Here is a 14,586-nt window from a genome sequence, read left to right as displayed (position 1 = left end):
GTTCCTCAGTCTAGTCGTCGGCGTACACCGGATAAGCGGCCTCCCAGAGCCCCTGCGGATCAGGGACCGTCAGACCGGCGAGCAGGAGCGTGAGCTGGTCGACCAGCGTGTGCCAGCCCGCCGCGAAGTCCGGCGCCGAGCGCAGCCGCCCGGCGCCGAAGATCTCCTCGATCGGGTCCTGCACCAGGGTGAGGACGGTCGTGCCGGCGTCGCCGTCGTCGAGCCGGAAGGCGACGGACGCGGTGCCCCAGCTGAGGCGGAGGAGCCGGCCCTCGTCGAGGTCGAGCACCTCCAGCTCCTGCACGCCGCCCTCCACGTTCTCGTCGCCGAGGCGCATGACGTCGCCCAGCCGCAGCCGGCGCTCGCGCGCGGGATCGTCCGGCCAGCCGAGCACGGGCCAGAGCCAGCGGCCGACCCGGTCCGGGAGGGTGAGGGCGTCCCACACGTCCGGTCGCGGGGCGTCGAGCACCCGGCGCAGCAGCACTCCCGAGAGTCCGTCGACGCGCTCGGTCTCCCCCGCGACGAGTGCGGCCTCCGCCGTGCGATAGTCGGCGAGCGCGGCGTCGAAGGCCGCCGGGTCAGCGGCACCGCCGAGATAGCCGTCGTGCTCCTCGGCCGAGGCGGACGCTCCGAGCTCCCTGGCCAGGTGCGTGAGCACGTCCTGCCAGCCCGCGCCGTAGACCGAGGCCGTCACCGCCTGCACGCGGCGATGATGCAGCCGCAGGAGGGCCGCGGCCTCCCCTCTCGGCTCGATCGTCGCCTCGAGCTCGGTCTCGGCCTCCGTCTCCCCCGCTCCGGCGAACCGCCAGCTGACGAGGAGGCGGGACCCCGGCTCGCACGCCAGCACGCGCCCGGACACCCGGGCGTCCTGGCCGGGGCCGCCCATGTCGAGCTGGAACGCAGCCCGCGTCCCGCTGACGACGCCGATCCAGCGGGCGAGGCGCGCGGGATCGGTGAGGGCGCTCCAGAGCTCGGCCGGCGTCGCGGGGTACTCCCGCTCCACGGTGACCGAGCGGCGTGCGCCGTCGAGCGCGATGTCCCCCCAGAGCGTCACGATCCGACCGCCCGCACGGAGGAGGGCCGATCAGGGCGGGTCCGCTTGCGGCCGCGGGCGAGCTCGGTGCCGAGCGCGTCGAGGCGCTGCTCCCAGAACGCGCCCAGCCCGTCGAACCAGGCGGCCGCGTCGGCGAGTCCGGCGCCGTCGAGCGTGTAGACCCGCTGCTGGCCGCTCACCCGGGAGTCGGCGACGCCCGCCTCCCGCAGCACGCGGAGGTGTCGCGACGCCGCGGGCTGGCTGATGCCGAACTCGTCCGCGGCCAGCGCGGCGAGCTCTCCCGCGGTGCGCTCACCCGCCGCCAGCAGCTCCACGAAACGTCGGCGGACGGGGTCCCCGACGGCTTCCAATGCGTCCATGGCAGCAACCTATCATCGTCGCGTTATATAACGCAACGGTTAAGGGCTGGGTCAGGACCGCTGCGCGAACGCCGATTCGTAGAGACAGACGGAGGCCGCCGTGGCGAGGTTCATCGACTCGGCCTTGCCGTAGATCGGCACCGTGACGGCGCGGTCCACCAGCTCCAGCTGCTCGTCGTCGAGCCCGTGGGCCTCGTTGCCGAAGACCCAGGCCGTGGGGCGGGCGAGGAGGCCGTCCATGCGGGCGGCGAGCAGGTCCTCCCCCTTGATGTCCGCCGCGAGCACCGTGAGCCCGGCCGACCGCGCGCGACCGATCACGTCGGCCAGGTCGGCACCGACCGCGACGGGCACGTGGAAGAGCGAGCCGGTGGTCGAGCGGACCACCTTCGGGTTGTAGAGGTCGACCGTGCGACCGGTGAGCACGACCGCGTCCGCTCCGGCCGAGTCCGCGGCCCGGATGATCGTGCCGGCGTTGCCCGGATCCCGGACCTCCTCCAGCACGGCGACGAGCTTCGGTCCGTCGGCGAAGATGTCCTTCACCGAGGTCGGGAACTGCCGGCAGACCGCGACGAAGCCCTGCGGCGTCACCGTGTCGGCCATCGTCTCGAGCACCTGCTCGGTCACGAACTCGACATCGACGCCCGCCTCGACGGCGGTCTGCGCGATGTCCATGTAGCGCTCGAGCGCGGTGGGCGTGGCGTAGAGCTCCACCACGAGTTCGGGGCGGAAGCCGAGCGCCTCGGCGACGGCCTGCGGCCCTTCGAGCAGGAAGAGGCCGGTCTCTGACCGGGCGTTCCGCTTCGCCAGCTTCGCAACGGATCGGACGCGCGGAGAGCGCGGATTGTCAAGCATGCGACCAGCTTAGGGGCAGCCCTCTGCCGGGCTCGGGAGGCTGGATCGAACCCTTTCGCGCCGCGTCTCGTGTCCCAGGGAAGAGCCGAAGGAGGCAGGACCCATGAGGACAGGAACCAGAGCAGCGGTGATCGCGGGTGCCGTCGCACTCGCGCTGAGCGCGGGCACGGCAGGAGCGCTGGCCGCCACGACCGGACGCGGCGGCGCCGACGACCCGCCCAGCGTGATCGAGGACCACGTCGGCGTGCCCGCCGCGACGCCCTCCCCGCCGGCACCGCGCCCCACCCCCGCCGCGGTGCCCGCGCCGGGCCCCGCCACCCACGACATCGGCGACGACCAGGGCGCCGACAACCCCGCAACGCACGACGTGGGCGACGACCACGGCGACCACGGCACCGAGCCCGGCCACGGCGGTCACGGCGGCGACGACTGACCCCGGCGCCCCGCAATTCCGGAAATCAGCCGGCTGCCGGCCGGGAACGCCGGAACTCCGGTGAACTGAGCGGCGCGTCCTCCCGATCGTCCGGAGTTCCGGCGCCGCACGTGCCATCCCACGCCGACCCTCGCGACCGTCCCGAGTTGCCGGTGTCGACTTGCAACTCCGGAGACCGCATACGGCGCGCCGCTCAGTTCACCGTTCGAACGGTGATTCGCCTGCCCTGGCCGAGATTCTCCGGAGTTGCTCGGGAGCCGGCGACGCAGACGCAGAACGGCCCGGTCGACGTGAGTCGACCGGGCCGTTCGTGGTGGTGCAGCTGCTTACGCGGCGGCCTTCGGGGCCGAGGTGTCGGCCGGGAGGGCCTTCTTGGCGGTCTCGACGAGGGCCGCGAAGGTCGCGGGCTCGGTGACGGCCAGCTCGGCGAGGATGCGACGGTCCACCTCGACGCCCGCCAGGCCGAGGCCCTGGATCAGACGGTTGTAGGTGAGGCCGTTGGCGCGGCTCGCGGCGTTGATGCGCTGGATCCAGAGACGACGGAAGTCGCCCTTGCGCTGGCGGCGGTCACGGTACGAGTAGACGAGCGAGTGGGTGACCTGCTCCTTGGCCTTGCGGTAGAGGCGCGACCGCTGCCCGCGGTAGCCCTCGGCGCGCTCGAGGATGACCCGACGCTTCTTGTGGGCGTTGACAGCCCTCTTCACTCTTGCCATTAGTCAAACTTCCTTAAAACGTACGGGTGGGGTTACTTGCCGAGCATCCGGCGGACGACCTTCGCGTCCACCTCGGGCACGACCTGGTCGGCGTTCAGGCGACGCTTGCGGTCGCTGGACTTGACCTCAAGGTTGTGGCGCATGCCGGCCTGCTGCTTCATGACCTTGCCGGAGCCGGTGATCTTGAAGCGCTTCTTGGCGCCGGAGTGGGTCTTCTGCTTGGGCATTACTTCTCCTCGTTGGTCGCCTGGGCGGGCGAACTCTCGTCGGACTGCGCAGCGTCGTCTGCGTCAGCAACCTCATCGGTGTCGCGCCCCTGGGCGCGAGCCTTCGATGCGGCACGTTGTGCGTTGGCCTCGGCCTTGGCCTCGGACTTGTTCTTCAGGGGGCTGATGATCATCACCATGTTGCGGCCGTCGATGGTCGGGTTCGACTCGACCTGGCCCAGTTCGGCGACGTCCTCGGCGAAGCGCTGCAGGAGGCGGACACCCTGCTCGGGGCGCGACTGCTCGCGACCGCGGAAGAGGATCATGGCCTTGACCTTGTCGCCGGCCTTCAGGAAGCCTTCGGCGCGCTTGCGCTTGGTCTCGTAGTCGTGCTTGTCGATCTTGAGGCGGAACCGCACCTCTTTGAGGATGGTGTTCGCCTGGTTGCGCCGGGCCTCCTTGGCCTTCTGCGCAGCCTCGTACTTGAACTTGCCGTAGTCCATGATCTTCGCGACCGGCGGCTTGGAGTTCGGCGCAACCTCGACGAGGTCGAGGTCCGCCTCCTGAGCGAGCCGGATGGCGACCTCGATCTTGACGACACCGACCTGCTCTCCGCTGGGGCCGACGAGTCGAACTTCGGGGACGCGGATACGGTCATTCGTACGGGGATCGCTGATGTTTGTCTCCTCTGATCGAGCGATGCTTCACAGCCGCGGATCATCGGGAGACGATCCGGCGAAAGAGGAGGTTCCACGCACCAGCACAGCCCTGCGATCGAAATCGCAGTGCTTGGTACAGCACCCTGTCTACCTCCGCGCCGGAGCGCATCGGCGGAGTGCAACAACCCGGTAACCTGTAAGCGGTCAAGCGCGGGTGGGAGGAATCTCCACTTTCGTACCGGGACAGAAGTCCCGGAGCCCGAACGATTCTAACAGAGGAATGCAGTGAGCGACACATCCCCCTCCTTCTCCTACCAGGAGGCCGACCCCCAGCACCACGACGAGGCCCTCTCTGAGGCCACGCGCGACATCGCCGACGTGCCCGCCGTCGAGGTCATCACCACCACGGCGGTGCACCTGATGAGCGCCGCCGCGGTCAAGTGCGGGCTCGCCGACGACCCCGACGCGCAGACCGACCTCGACGAGGCCCGCAAGCTGATCGACGCCCTCGCCGGCCTCGTCACTGCGAGCGCGGCGCACCTGGGCGACCAGCACGCGCGCAGCCTGCGCGACGGACTGCGCTCCCTCCAGCTGGCCTTCCGCGAGGCCTCCCCCATCCCCGACGAGATCGGCAAGGGCCCGGGCGAGAAGTACACCGGCCCCGTCAACTGATCCCGTGGACGCCGCCGTGCGCGGCACCCGGTTCGCCACCATGCTCGACGCGGAGTCGTCGACGATCAACCTGATGCTCGGCGAGGCCGGCATCGGCGACGCCGCCGCGGCGTGGCCGGAGCACTGCTCGGAGCGCTGGTTCGCCGGCCGTCTCTCCGCCGCGCAGGTCGCGTTCGCGACCATCGAACCGGCGCTCCTGCGCGAGCTCGTCACCGACGCCTGGCACAACCGGGCGCCCGCGGCGCTGCGGCGGACGCTCGACTGACGGCTGCGGGTCGGGCTACTCCAGGCCCGGCAGGGGAAGCGGCTGATCGGCGAGCAGGGCGGCGCTCTCCAGCTCCGAATCCCGGGCGATCGCGGCCAGGCTCTCCTCGGGCCCGGAGACGAACACCGAGTCGGCGTAGAGCGGCGCCCCGATCGACAGCCGCGCCTCCGGGATCCACACGAAGGACGGCAGCGGACGCGCGGGAGTGAACACCGCCGCGAGGGGCTCGGTCGTCACAGTGTGCTCCCCGTCCAGCGGTCCCGACGCGGGAGTCGCATCACCCACGTACCCCCGCCAGCGGGCGACGTGCACGTCCACATCCCCGACGAGGGTTCTGAGGCTGTCCGACAACGCGGCCGCCGTCGCACCGTCGATGGTGCCGGTGGCGGGGTCGATCGCTTCGGCTGCGGGGAGGTCGTCGTGCGATTCGACGAGGTCCCTCCACCGCGTCGTTCCGACGACCTCCTCACCGGTGAGGGACCGCCATCGACGGAGCCTCCCGGCGGCGTCGATTCCGGGGAGGAACACTCTCAGTGCGATGCGCCGGCCCTCGAGCACGTAGCCGGACACGCTCTGCTTGTCCGACCCCCAGGGAATCGCGACGGCGTCGCTCGTCACCAGCGCGGCGGCCGGCGGTCCGTCCAGCGCACCGTCCGCTCCAGCTGCGCGGCCAGGGAGAGCAGCGTGCGCTCGCCTCCGGGGCGGCCGATCAGCTGCACGCCCATCGGGAGGCCGTTCTCGGTCTGTGCGATGGGCAGCACGATCGCGGGGAGGCCGGTGACGTTCACCATGGAGGTGAACGGCGTGTACTGCACCTGCTGGGCGAAGTTGTGCTCGCCGTCGTCGGCGTCGTACCAGCCGACGGGTCGCGGCGTCATCGCCAGGGCCGGGGTGAGCACGGCGTCGAACGACGACAGCTGGGCGATGAACGAGCGCTCGTAGGCGGTCAGCGCCGACAGTGCCTCGCTGAGCTCGCGGGCGCCGAGCTCGCGGCCGCGGCGGACGAGCCAGGAGGTGAGCGGCTCCAGGAGGTCGAGCGCCTCGCCCTCGAGCGGGACGCCCGCGGCGCCGGCCTGCCAGATGGTGCGGAACGCGGGTGCGTAGGTCGGGTCGGGACGCAGCGCGGTCTCCTCCATCCCGTGACCCATCGCGGTGAAGGCGTCGACGGCGGCGTCGAGGGCGGCGCGCGCCTCCGGGGCGATGGTGATCTCGTAGGCGTCGTCCCAGGCCGAGGTCGTCATCACGCCCAGCTGGAAGCGGCCCTCGCCGCGGACGGCGGTGCCGAGGAAGGGGCCGTCGTCGTCGTACGGAGCGCGAAGCGTGTAGTGGTGGCCGATGCGGTCGCCGACCTTGGCGATCATCCCGTCGAGGAGCAGGGCGGCGTCGGCGGTGGTGCGCGCCAGCGGGCCGTCGACGACGAGCCCGCCGAGGGAGGCGATCCCGCTGCCCGCGGGGACGAGACCGCGGGTGGGCTTGAGGCCGACGAGACCGCATGCCGCTGCGGGAATACGGACGGAACCGCCGCCGTCCGAGCCGGGCGCGAAGGGCAGCATCCCGCTGGCCACGGCAACGGCCGCGCCGCCGCTGGAGCCGCCGGCACCGAGCGCGGGATCCCACGGGTTGCGCGCGGGAGGCGCAGCGAGCGACTCCGTGTAGGCGGGCAGCCCGAACTCGGGTGCGTTGGTCTTGCCGAGGCTGACGGCTCCCGCGGCATCCAGGGTCTCGACGATCTCGTCGCTCGTGTCGGGGACATAGCCGGCGAAGGCCCGCGAGCCGAAGCCGGCGGGGACGCCGGCGCGACGCCAGAGGTCCTTGTCGCCCGAGGGCAGCCCCCAGAGCGGCGCGGTCTTCGGGACGTGCTCCGCCACCTCGTCCGCCCGGGTCAGTGCGGCGTCGCGCGTGACCGTGACGAACGCTCCGAGTTCCGGGTTGAGCCGCTCGATGCGGTCGAGGTAGTGCGAGGTCAGCTCGCGAGGGGAGACGCGTCCGCTCTGCAGCTCCTGCCAGAGCGCGAGCGCGGTGAGCTCGTGGAGTTCCGCCATAGCGCCAGGCTATCTCGCTCTTGACAAACCGGGACAGGCCTGGTTGGTTAGTTACATGAGTAATGAACCAAAGAGGTTCGGATGATCGAAGAGGGCAAGCCGATCTTCGTGCAGATCGCCGAGCAGATCGAGGACGACATCATCGACGGGGTCTACCCCGCCGAGACGCAGGTGCCGTCCACGAACGAGTTCGCCGCCTTCTACCGCATCAACCCGGCCACGGCCGGCAAAGGCGTCAACCTCCTCGTCGACGAGGGGATCCTCTACAAGAAACGAGGCATCGGAATGTTCGTCTCCACGGGGGCTCGGGAGCAGCTCGTCGCCAAGCGGCGCGAGGCGTTCCGCGACGAATACCTCCGCCCGCTCCTCACCGAGGCCGCCAAGCTCGGCATCGACCCCACCCAGCTCGCCCAGATGATCCAAACGGAAGGAGTGCGCGCATGAGCGCCGCCCCCGTCCCGGCCGTGCAGGTCTCGGGACTGACCAAGAGATTCGGGTCGTTCACCGCGATCGACGACGTCTCCGTCACCATCCAGCCCGGCCGCATCCACGGCCTGCTCGGCCGCAACGGCGCCGGCAAGACCACGCTCATGCAGCTGATCACCGGCCAGGACTTCCCCAGCTCCGGCGACATCCGCGTCTTCGGCGAGAACCCCGCCGAGAACGCGCGCGTGCTCTCGCACCTCTGCTTCATCAAGGAGAGCCAGCGCTACCCGGAGGACTTCCAGCCGAAGCACGTCTTCCGCAGCGCGCCGTGGTTCTTCGAGCACTGGGACGCCGAGTTCGCCGAGCGCCTGATCGAGGACTTCCGCCTCCCCGTGAACCGCCGCATCAAGAAGCTGTCCCGCGGCCAGCTCTCCGCTGTCGGCGTGATCGTCGGCCTCGCCTCCCGGGCGCCGCTGACCTTCTTCGACGAGCCGTACCTCGGCCTCGACGCGGTGGCGCGGCAGATCTTCTACGACCGCCTGCTCGAAGACTTCGCCGAGCACCCACGAACCGTCGTCCTCTCCACGCACCTGATCGACGAGGTGGCGAACCTCCTCGAGCACGTGATCGTCATCGACCAGGGCCGCATCCTGATGGACCAGGACGCGGAGGAGCTGCGCAGCTCCGCCACCACGGTGGTCGGCCCCCGCAGCGCCGTCGACGCGTTCGTCGCGCCGCACGAGGTGCTCCACCGCGACGGGATCGGCGGCCTCGCCTCCGTCACCGTCTCCGGCCTGAGCGGCGCCGACCGCGCGGCCGCCGGGGCGGCCGGGCTGGAACTCGCCCCGGTCTCCCTCCAGCAGCTCATCGTCCGCAAGACCAACGTCCGAGAGACAGAATTCGAGCAGAGCGCATGACCGCGATCGATCCGGGAGCCCTGGCGCTCCCGACCTCCGAAGCACGCCAGCACCGCGTCTGGCGCATCGTCCGGCTGAACCTCGTCAACAAATGGACCGTCATCTGGCTGCCCATCGTGATCATGGGCTTCATCTGGCTGGTGAACTGGCTCATCTGGTGGATCATCTGGGCGGCGAGCGCCGGCCCCGACCGCGCGAAGGCGCTCGAGGGCACCCAGTGGAGCGGCGGAGCGTTCTACGTCTTCGTCTACATGCTGGTGATCGGCATCCAGGTGATCTCGGCGACCTTCCCGTTCGCCCTCGGGTACGGCACCACCCGCCGGGACTTCTCGCTCGGCTCCGGGCTCACCTTCCTGATCCTGTCCATCGGCTACGCGCTGGGATTCGCGACGCTGTCGGCGATCGAGGAGTGGACGAACGGGTGGGGTCTCGGCGGCCACCTCTACACCTCGGTGTACTTCGCCGACCAGAGCTTCCTCGGACGCTTCTTCATCGTCCTGTGCGGGATGCTGTTCTTCTTCGCCGTCGGCGCCTTCTCGGCCACGCTCTTCATGCGCTGGCGGATGAACGGCATCCTCGCGGCCGGCGCGGTGCTCGTGCTGCTCCTCGTCGGCGTGGTCGCCCTGGTGACGCTGACCGACAGCTGGCCGGCCGTCGGCGACTGGTTCGCCTCCGCCGGTCCGCTCGGCCTCGCCGCCTGGCTGCTCGTCCCCACCGTGCTCGCCGCCCTGGCGGGCCACGTGGTGCTCAGCAGGGCGACGCCGAAGAGCTGAGCCGGCATGGACGTGGCCCGGGCACCCCTCCTCGCACAGCGAGATGCCCGGGCCACGATTGTTCATCGGCCTCACTCGGCCGGCGAATGCCGTCCGACGATGTCGTGCCTCCACCCTACGAACGGAACGGCCGCCCGGACGGGCTCTTCACCGCATGCGTAGTGAGTTCATAGCCCGTTCCTAGGCTTCGGCGGCGGGCTCCTCCCCCAGCTCCTGGAACACCGTGAGCTGGAGGCCGGCCGGAGCCGACAGCCGCGAGTTGAGCGAGTTCCACGGCGTGACCGTGGGCGGCGCGATCAGCTCGGCGCCGGCGTCGACGAGGTGCGCGGTCACCGCTCGGCCGTCGCCCACCTCGAAGGCCAGCCGGATGTGCGGTGCGACCGGGCGCCCGACCTCCACCTGGTCGATCATCGCCTTCTGCGCGGGATTGGCCAGCTCCAGCGTCGCGCGCCCCGCGTCGAGGATGGTCACCTGCGCTCCCCCGTCGCCCGCGTACGCCTCCTGCTCGGGGAGCCCGAGCGCGTCGCGGAAGAACGCCAGCGCCGCGTCGTAGTCCTCCGCCTCGACCACGATCCGCAACTGCCGTACCCGTGCCGTGTCGTCCATCCCTGACTCCTTCTCGATCGATAGCGTGTGCTCGTGCTGGGATACATCTTCCTCGGGATCGCGATCGCCACCGAGATCGTCGCCACGACGTTCCTGAAGTTCACCTCGGGCGACAACCCGAAGTGGTGGGCGTTCGTGATCGTCGTGGTCGGCTACGTCGCGTCGTTCGTCGCCCTCTCCCAGTCGCTCTCGCGCGGGGTGCCGCTGGCCATCGCCTACGCCATCTGGTCGGCCGTCGGCGTCGCCGCGATCGCCCTGATCTCCTGGGTGTTCTTCAAGGAGCCCCTCACCTGGGTGCAGGTCGCGGGGCTGGTCCTCGTGATCGGCGGCGTCGGGCTGCTGGAGCTGGGCGGCAAGCACCCCGCCTGAGTCCGGCGCCGACCGGCCGGTCAGGCCGAGCCGACGAAGGCCGCCAGCGCGTCGTCGATCGTCCCCGCCGGCGAGACAAAGTCGTAGACCGCCCCGAGGCCGGACGGCTCGTACGTGCCGTCCGCCGTCACGCGGATCTCGCCGAGGAGGCGCCCGCGGCCGATCTCGTCGCCCTCCAGGAGGGTGTGGTCGTAGACCGTGTACACGTCGCCGTCCTCGTAGACGGTTAGGTCTTCCAGCAGGGGCATCTCAGAACCTCCTCGTGAACGGCAGGGGCTTGCGCATCCGGATGAGCAGCAGGAGCGGGACCAGCACGTACGGCCCGTTGTACAGCAGGAAGATGATCGGGTGCGGCGTGCGCTCCCCCACCGGGCCGAAGAACTCGACGCCGAAGATCGGGATGGCCGTGAGGCTGATGATCATGGTGGCGTAGATCACCGCGAACAGCTGGATCCAGTTGAACCCCTTCACGAGGCAGACGATCAGCAGCACGTAGAAGGGCAGGTAGACGAAGGCACTGGTGCCGGTGATGAACCGCAGCCACAGCGGCTCCGCCTGGTAGAGCGGGTCGTACTGCGACGAGTACGTGTAGTTCCACTGGGCGAGGATGTTCGTCGTCGTGGCGGTCTGCGGGATCCCGAGCGTCGGGATGGCGTCGCTGATGATGCAGGTGACCACGAACAACGAGAAGATCACCAGGAAGAAGATGTCGATCGGCCGCTTGCGCAGCGGGAGGTTCGCGGGCGTCGCGGGGGCGGCGGGTGCGACCTGGCCGGTGCCGGAAGTCACTGTGCTCACAGCGCGAGCCTAGCCCCGTGCCCGCCGCATCACACGGACGCGACGCGCCCGGGGGCGGGAGTCACTTGAGCGACTTCTGCAGCAGCACCGTGCCGAGCCAGCGATCGAACTTGTAGCCGACGCGACCCATCCGGCCGATCTCGACGAAGCCGAAGTTCTCGTGCATCTTGATCGACGCCTCGGCGCCCTTGTCGGCGATGACGGCGATCATCTCCTTGAGTCCGGCGGCCTTCGACCGGTCGATCAGCTCCTGCATCAGCACAGGGCCGAGCCCCTTGCCTGTGGAGGCGGCGCCGAGGTAGATCGAGTTCTCGACGGTGAAGCGGTACGCCCGCTTCTGCTTCCACGGCGAGACCAGGGCGTAGCCGAGGATCTGGCCGTTCGGCGACTCGGCCACGATGAACGGCATCCCGAGCTTGTGGAGGTACGCGTACTTGCTGCGCCACTCGCGGAGCGTCATGGCGTCCTCGTCGAAGGTCACCGTGCTGTTCGCCACGTAGTGGTTGTAGATCTCGCGGACGTGCGGCAGGTCCTCCGGGCGCGCCTCGCGCAGCGCGTACTCGAAGGCGGGCTCGGCCGCCGGCGGCTTGCGCAGGTGACGCGGCAGCTCACGGCGCGTCTCGTATTCCTCTTCCAGCACGACGACAAGCCTACGTCGCCCACATTGCGGGCACGTTACGGTTCGAGCGACCAGTCCACCGGCGCGAGGCCGCGCTCCTCGAGCAGCGCGTTCGTCCGAGAGAACGGACGGGACCCGAAGAACCCGCGCGAGGCCGACAGCGGGCTCGGGTGCGGCGACTCGATCGCCGGGTTGTCGCCGAGCAGCGGCTTCAGCGTCGAGGCGTCCCTCCCCCACAGGATGGAGACGAACGGCTGGTCGCGCGCGACGAGGCTGCGGATGGCGTGTTCGGTGACCGCCTCCCAGCCGGCCCCGCGGTGCGAGGCGGGAGCGCCGGGACGCACGGTGAGCACCCGGTTGAGCAGCATCACGCCGTTGTCCGCCCACGCGCTGAGATCGCCGTGGGCGGGAGGGGTGACGCCGAGGTCGTCCCGCAGTTCGCGGTAGATGTTCTGGAGGCTGCGCGGCACGGGCCGCACGTGCCGCTCGACCGCGAAGGACAGGCCGATGGGATGGCCGGGCGTCGGATACGGGTCCTGGCCGACGATGAGCACGCGCACGTCGGCGAGCGGCGCCCGGAACGCACGGAGCACGTCCGGCCCGGCCGGGAGATAGGGGCGCCCGGCCGCCACCTCGGTGCGCAGGAACTCCCCCATCGCGGCGATGCGGTCGGCGACGGGCTCGAGGGCGTGCGCCCATCCCGGATCCATCGAGCCGTCGGCGGCCAGCTCGGCGAGCGACTTCGCCACGGCTGCGGTCAGTGCGCCGCGGTGACCGGCGGCAGGGCCGACCAGGGGAAGGTGATCCAGCGGTCCGTGCGGCGCCAGACGAAGTCGGGCTCGAGCACGGTGCGCGGCTTGGAGTAGAGGCATACGGTGCGCACGTCGGCGCCCGAGGCGGAGATCAGGTCGACGACCATGGCGAGGGTGCGGCCGGAGTCGGACACGTCGTCGACGAGCAGGACCCGCTTGGCGTCGAGAGCGGAGGAATCCAGCATGGGCGGCAGCACCACGGGCTCCGGGAGGCGCTCGTCGACGCCCGTGTAGAACTCGACGTTCAGCGCACCGCAGGCCTTGATGCCCAGGGCGTACGAGACGGCGCCGGCGAGCAGGAGGCCGCCCCGCGCGATCGCGATGACCATGTCGGGCTCGAACCCGGACTCCAGCACCTCGCCCGCGAGATGGCGGGCGGCGTCGCCGAACTCCAACCAGCCCAGCACTTCCCGTTCCGTCTCTGCGAGAACACCTGTACCTGAGTCGTCGAGTTCGCTGGCCACCCCCCTACGTTACCCGCCTCCGACCGGTGCTAGCATCCAGCATGACCTCAGAGAAGACCGTCGCTCCCCGCCGGGCCGCTGTCGCGATCGGCGTCACCGCCGGCCTGATCGGGTGGCTCGCCGTCGTCGAGCTCACGAGCGGAATCCTCCAGGGCTACTACGTGCCCCTGATCTCGGACACGGTCAAGCATCTGGGCATCCACGACGCCGACTACAACTGGTTCGAGGCCGCGCAGCTGCTGCTCTCCGCCCTGGTCGTGCCGCCGCTGGCGAAGCTGGGCGACATGTTCGGCCACAAGCGCATCCTGCTCATCGCGACGGTCATCACGGCCCTGGCGACGTGGGCGCTGGCGTTCTCGGGCAACTTCACGATGTTCCTCATCGCGTTCGCCCTGCAGGGCTTCTACGTCGTCTGGCTGCCGCTGGAGGTGGCGTTGATCTTCGACCGCGGCCGCCGCAGCGGGACGGGCGCGTCGCAGACCCGCCGCGCCGCCGGCCTGCTCGTCGTCGCCCTGGAGCTCGGCGCGATCCTCGGCGCGATCGGCGCCGGGCTGCTGTTCGAGGCCGTCGGCCAGAACCTCACCATCACCCTGATGATCCCGGCGATCGCCGTGACCCTCGTGTTCTTCGCCATCCTGTTCGGCGTCCCGGAGTCGGAGCCGACCCCCGACCGCAGGCTCGACGGCATCGGCTTCCTCCTGCTCACCCTCGGACTGCTGCTCATCACCTCGGGGCTCACCTTCCTGCGGATCAACGGCGTCGGCACGTGGTGGGTGTGGGTGCTCATCGCCGCCGGCATCCTCGCCTTCATCCCCTTCGGCAAATGGGAGCTGAAGCAGTCCGACCCGGCGATCGACCTCCGCGTGCTGCGCCGGCCGAACATGTGGCCGATCCAGCTCACCGCGGGACTCGTCGGGATCAGCCTCCTGGGCGCTCAGGCGCCGCTCAGCACCTACGCCGGCACCGACCCGGTGAACGGCTACGGTCTCGGCCTCTCGGCGGGCCAGCGCAGCATCCTGATCGGCGCGTATCTGATCTCGATGATCGTCGGCGCCGTGCTGTTCCCGCTGGTCTCGTCGTGGCTGACCCCGCGCGTCACCCTCATCGTGGCGTCGTTCCTGGTCGCGATCGGCTACCTGCTCTTCCTGCCGTTCCACCTGGAGACCTGGCAGGTGTTCACCAACATGGCGATCGCAGGCATCGGCTCCGGAGCGCTGGTCGGAGCGCTGCCGGCCGCCGCAGCGGCAGCGGCGCCACGCGGCCAGACCGGCGTCGCCACCGCCATGACGAACACCACGAAGACCATCGGCGGCTCGTTCGCCTCCGCCGTGTTCGGCGTGGTGCTCCTGACCGGGGCGGCCACCGTCACCGCGACGGCCGCGAGTCTGTTCGGCTACATGCTCGTCTGGACGATCTGCGGGCTCGGCGCCCTGGTCGCGGCCGTCCTGCTGTTCTTCGTGCCCAAGCTGGCGTTCGCCGACGCGGAGCAGCCCACCCTCTGAACGCGGAGGAGCCGCCGCGGGCTCCGGAGGTTCCGGATCCCGCGA

Annotated in this window: 22 protein-coding genes; 8 read left to right on the top strand and 14 right to left on the bottom strand. The window is 70.3% G+C overall.

Annotated elements, in window-relative coordinates; translation table 11 throughout:
* Nucleotides 1–10: 10 nt before the first annotated feature.
* From BGO91_RS15340 to BGO91_RS15330, 3 genes are read right to left on the bottom strand one after another with little or no spacing between them, the layout of a single operon-like run.
* A complete protein-coding gene (locus BGO91_RS15340; protein WP_290473594.1) occupies nucleotides 11–1,054 on the bottom strand; it encodes an SRPBCC domain-containing protein in 1,044 nt (347 codons plus the stop codon).
* Nucleotides 1,051–1,413 carry a metalloregulator ArsR/SmtB family transcription factor gene (locus BGO91_RS15335; protein WP_290473593.1) on the bottom strand — a complete coding sequence of 121 codons (363 nt, stop codon included), beginning with the start codon at nucleotides 1,411–1,413 and terminating at the stop codon, nucleotides 1,051–1,053. Before BGO91_RS15335 ends, BGO91_RS15340 begins: the two co-directional genes overlap by 4 nt.
* Nucleotides 1,414–1,464: 51 nt before the next feature.
* A complete protein-coding gene (locus BGO91_RS15330) occupies nucleotides 1,465–2,265 on the bottom strand; it encodes an RNA methyltransferase (protein WP_290473592.1) in 801 nt (266 codons plus the stop codon).
* A 103-nt stretch (nucleotides 2,266–2,368) separates the two neighbouring features.
* Here BGO91_RS15330 and BGO91_RS15325 point away from each other — a divergent pair, with 103 nt between their 5' ends.
* On the top strand, nucleotides 2,369–2,698 hold the full coding sequence (locus BGO91_RS15325; protein ID WP_290473591.1) for a hypothetical protein: 330 nt from the start codon (nucleotides 2,369–2,371) through the stop codon (nucleotides 2,696–2,698).
* A 326-nt stretch (nucleotides 2,699–3,024) separates the two neighbouring features.
* Here the strand turns inward: BGO91_RS15325 and rplT are convergent, their stop codons facing one another.
* From rplT to infC, 3 genes are read right to left on the bottom strand one after another with little or no spacing between them, the layout of a single operon-like run.
* On the bottom strand, nucleotides 3,025–3,411 hold the full coding sequence (rplT, locus tag BGO91_RS15320) for a 50S ribosomal protein L20 (RefSeq protein ID WP_021765189.1): 387 nt from the start codon (nucleotides 3,409–3,411) through the stop codon (nucleotides 3,025–3,027).
* A gap of 32 nt (nucleotides 3,412–3,443) precedes the next feature.
* On the bottom strand, nucleotides 3,444–3,638 hold the full coding sequence (gene rpmI / locus BGO91_RS15315; RefSeq protein ID WP_290473590.1) for a 50S ribosomal protein L35: 195 nt from the start codon (nucleotides 3,636–3,638) through the stop codon (nucleotides 3,444–3,446).
* A complete protein-coding gene (gene infC, locus BGO91_RS15310; RefSeq protein WP_081704095.1) occupies nucleotides 3,638–4,294 on the bottom strand; it encodes a translation initiation factor IF-3 in 657 nt (218 codons plus the stop codon). The genes rpmI and infC overlap by 1 nt, the downstream gene beginning before the upstream one ends.
* 267 nt (nucleotides 4,295–4,561) lie before the next feature.
* Between infC and BGO91_RS15305 the strand changes: the two genes are divergently transcribed.
* Nucleotides 4,562–4,948 (top strand): DUF1844 domain-containing protein, encoded by a 387-nt coding sequence (locus BGO91_RS15305; protein WP_021765186.1) that lies wholly within the window; start codon nucleotides 4,562–4,564, stop codon nucleotides 4,946–4,948.
* Between the two features lie 4 nt (nucleotides 4,949–4,952).
* On the top strand, nucleotides 4,953–5,213 hold the full coding sequence (locus BGO91_RS15300) for a hypothetical protein (RefSeq protein WP_290473589.1): 261 nt from the start codon (nucleotides 4,953–4,955) through the stop codon (nucleotides 5,211–5,213).
* Nucleotides 5,214–5,228: 15 nt separating this feature from the next.
* Here the strand turns inward: BGO91_RS15300 and BGO91_RS15295 are convergent, their stop codons facing one another.
* Complete coding sequence (locus BGO91_RS15295; RefSeq protein WP_290473588.1) at nucleotides 5,229–5,831, bottom strand: hypothetical protein; 603 nt, start codon at nucleotides 5,829–5,831, stop codon at nucleotides 5,229–5,231.
* Entirely contained in the window at nucleotides 5,828–7,255 is a 1,428-nt protein-coding gene (locus tag BGO91_RS15290; protein ID WP_290473587.1) for an amidase, read from the bottom strand. Before BGO91_RS15290 ends, BGO91_RS15295 begins: the two co-directional genes overlap by 4 nt.
* A gap of 81 nt (nucleotides 7,256–7,336) precedes the next feature.
* Between BGO91_RS15290 and BGO91_RS15285 the strand changes: the two genes are divergently transcribed.
* Genes BGO91_RS15285 through BGO91_RS15275 form a run of 3 tightly spaced genes read left to right on the top strand, consistent with a single transcriptional unit; the run spans nucleotide 7,337 to nucleotide 9,371 of the window.
* Nucleotides 7,337–7,699, top strand: a complete 363-nt coding sequence (locus tag BGO91_RS15285; RefSeq protein ID WP_290473586.1) for a GntR family transcriptional regulator — start codon at nucleotides 7,337–7,339, stop codon at nucleotides 7,697–7,699.
* The gene (locus tag BGO91_RS15280) at nucleotides 7,696–8,598 is read left to right on the top strand and encodes an ABC transporter ATP-binding protein (protein WP_290473585.1); all 903 of its coding nucleotides are present in this window, start codon (nucleotides 7,696–7,698) and stop codon (nucleotides 8,596–8,598) included. Before BGO91_RS15285 ends, BGO91_RS15280 begins: the two co-directional genes overlap by 4 nt.
* On the top strand, nucleotides 8,595–9,371 hold the full coding sequence (locus BGO91_RS15275; protein WP_290473584.1) for a hypothetical protein: 777 nt from the start codon (nucleotides 8,595–8,597) through the stop codon (nucleotides 9,369–9,371). Before BGO91_RS15280 ends, BGO91_RS15275 begins: the two co-directional genes overlap by 4 nt.
* A gap of 180 nt (nucleotides 9,372–9,551) precedes the next feature.
* Here BGO91_RS15275 and BGO91_RS15270 read toward each other — a convergent pair whose 3' ends face one another.
* Nucleotides 9,552–9,977, bottom strand: a complete 426-nt coding sequence (locus BGO91_RS15270; RefSeq protein WP_290473583.1) for a VOC family protein — start codon at nucleotides 9,975–9,977, stop codon at nucleotides 9,552–9,554.
* A gap of 33 nt (nucleotides 9,978–10,010) precedes the next feature.
* On the opposite strand from BGO91_RS15270, the gene BGO91_RS15265 reads away from it, so the two are divergent.
* Complete coding sequence (locus tag BGO91_RS15265; protein ID WP_290473582.1) at nucleotides 10,011–10,346, top strand: multidrug efflux SMR transporter; 336 nt, start codon at nucleotides 10,011–10,013, stop codon at nucleotides 10,344–10,346.
* A gap of 20 nt (nucleotides 10,347–10,366) precedes the next feature.
* Here BGO91_RS15265 and BGO91_RS15260 read toward each other — a convergent pair whose 3' ends face one another.
* From BGO91_RS15260 to BGO91_RS15240, 5 genes are all read right to left on the bottom strand, one after another.
* A complete protein-coding gene (locus BGO91_RS15260; protein WP_290473581.1) occupies nucleotides 10,367–10,594 on the bottom strand; it encodes a hypothetical protein in 228 nt (75 codons plus the stop codon).
* A gap of 1 nt (nucleotide 10,595) precedes the next feature.
* A complete protein-coding gene (locus BGO91_RS15255; RefSeq protein WP_290473580.1) occupies nucleotides 10,596–11,144 on the bottom strand; it encodes a DUF2781 domain-containing protein in 549 nt (182 codons plus the stop codon).
* Between the two features lie 61 nt (nucleotides 11,145–11,205).
* Nucleotides 11,206–11,784 carry a GNAT family N-acetyltransferase gene (locus BGO91_RS15250; protein WP_290473579.1) on the bottom strand — a complete coding sequence of 193 codons (579 nt, stop codon included), beginning with the start codon at nucleotides 11,782–11,784 and terminating at the stop codon, nucleotides 11,206–11,208.
* 35 nt (nucleotides 11,785–11,819) lie between these two features.
* On the bottom strand, nucleotides 11,820–12,512 hold the full coding sequence (locus BGO91_RS15245) for a uracil-DNA glycosylase (protein WP_290473578.1): 693 nt from the start codon (nucleotides 12,510–12,512) through the stop codon (nucleotides 11,820–11,822).
* Nucleotides 12,513–12,520: 8 nt separating this feature from the next.
* Nucleotides 12,521–13,039 (bottom strand): phosphoribosyltransferase, encoded by a 519-nt coding sequence (locus BGO91_RS15240; protein ID WP_290473577.1) that lies wholly within the window; start codon nucleotides 13,037–13,039, stop codon nucleotides 12,521–12,523.
* Nucleotides 13,040–13,080: 41 nt separating this feature from the next.
* Between BGO91_RS15240 and BGO91_RS15235 the strand changes: the two genes are divergently transcribed.
* Nucleotides 13,081–14,541 (top strand): MFS transporter, encoded by a 1,461-nt coding sequence (locus BGO91_RS15235; protein WP_290473576.1) that lies wholly within the window; start codon nucleotides 13,081–13,083, stop codon nucleotides 14,539–14,541.
* The last annotated feature ends 45 nt before the right edge of the window (nucleotides 14,542–14,586 follow it).

The sequence above is a fragment of the Leifsonia sp. 71-9 genome (genome assembly GCF_001898805.1).
In the GTDB taxonomy this organism is placed as follows: Bacteria; Actinomycetota; Actinomycetes; order Actinomycetales; family Microbacteriaceae; genus Leifsonia.
The sequence above is the reverse complement of the archived record's forward strand: the minus strand, read 5'-3'. Positions and strand labels throughout refer to the sequence as shown.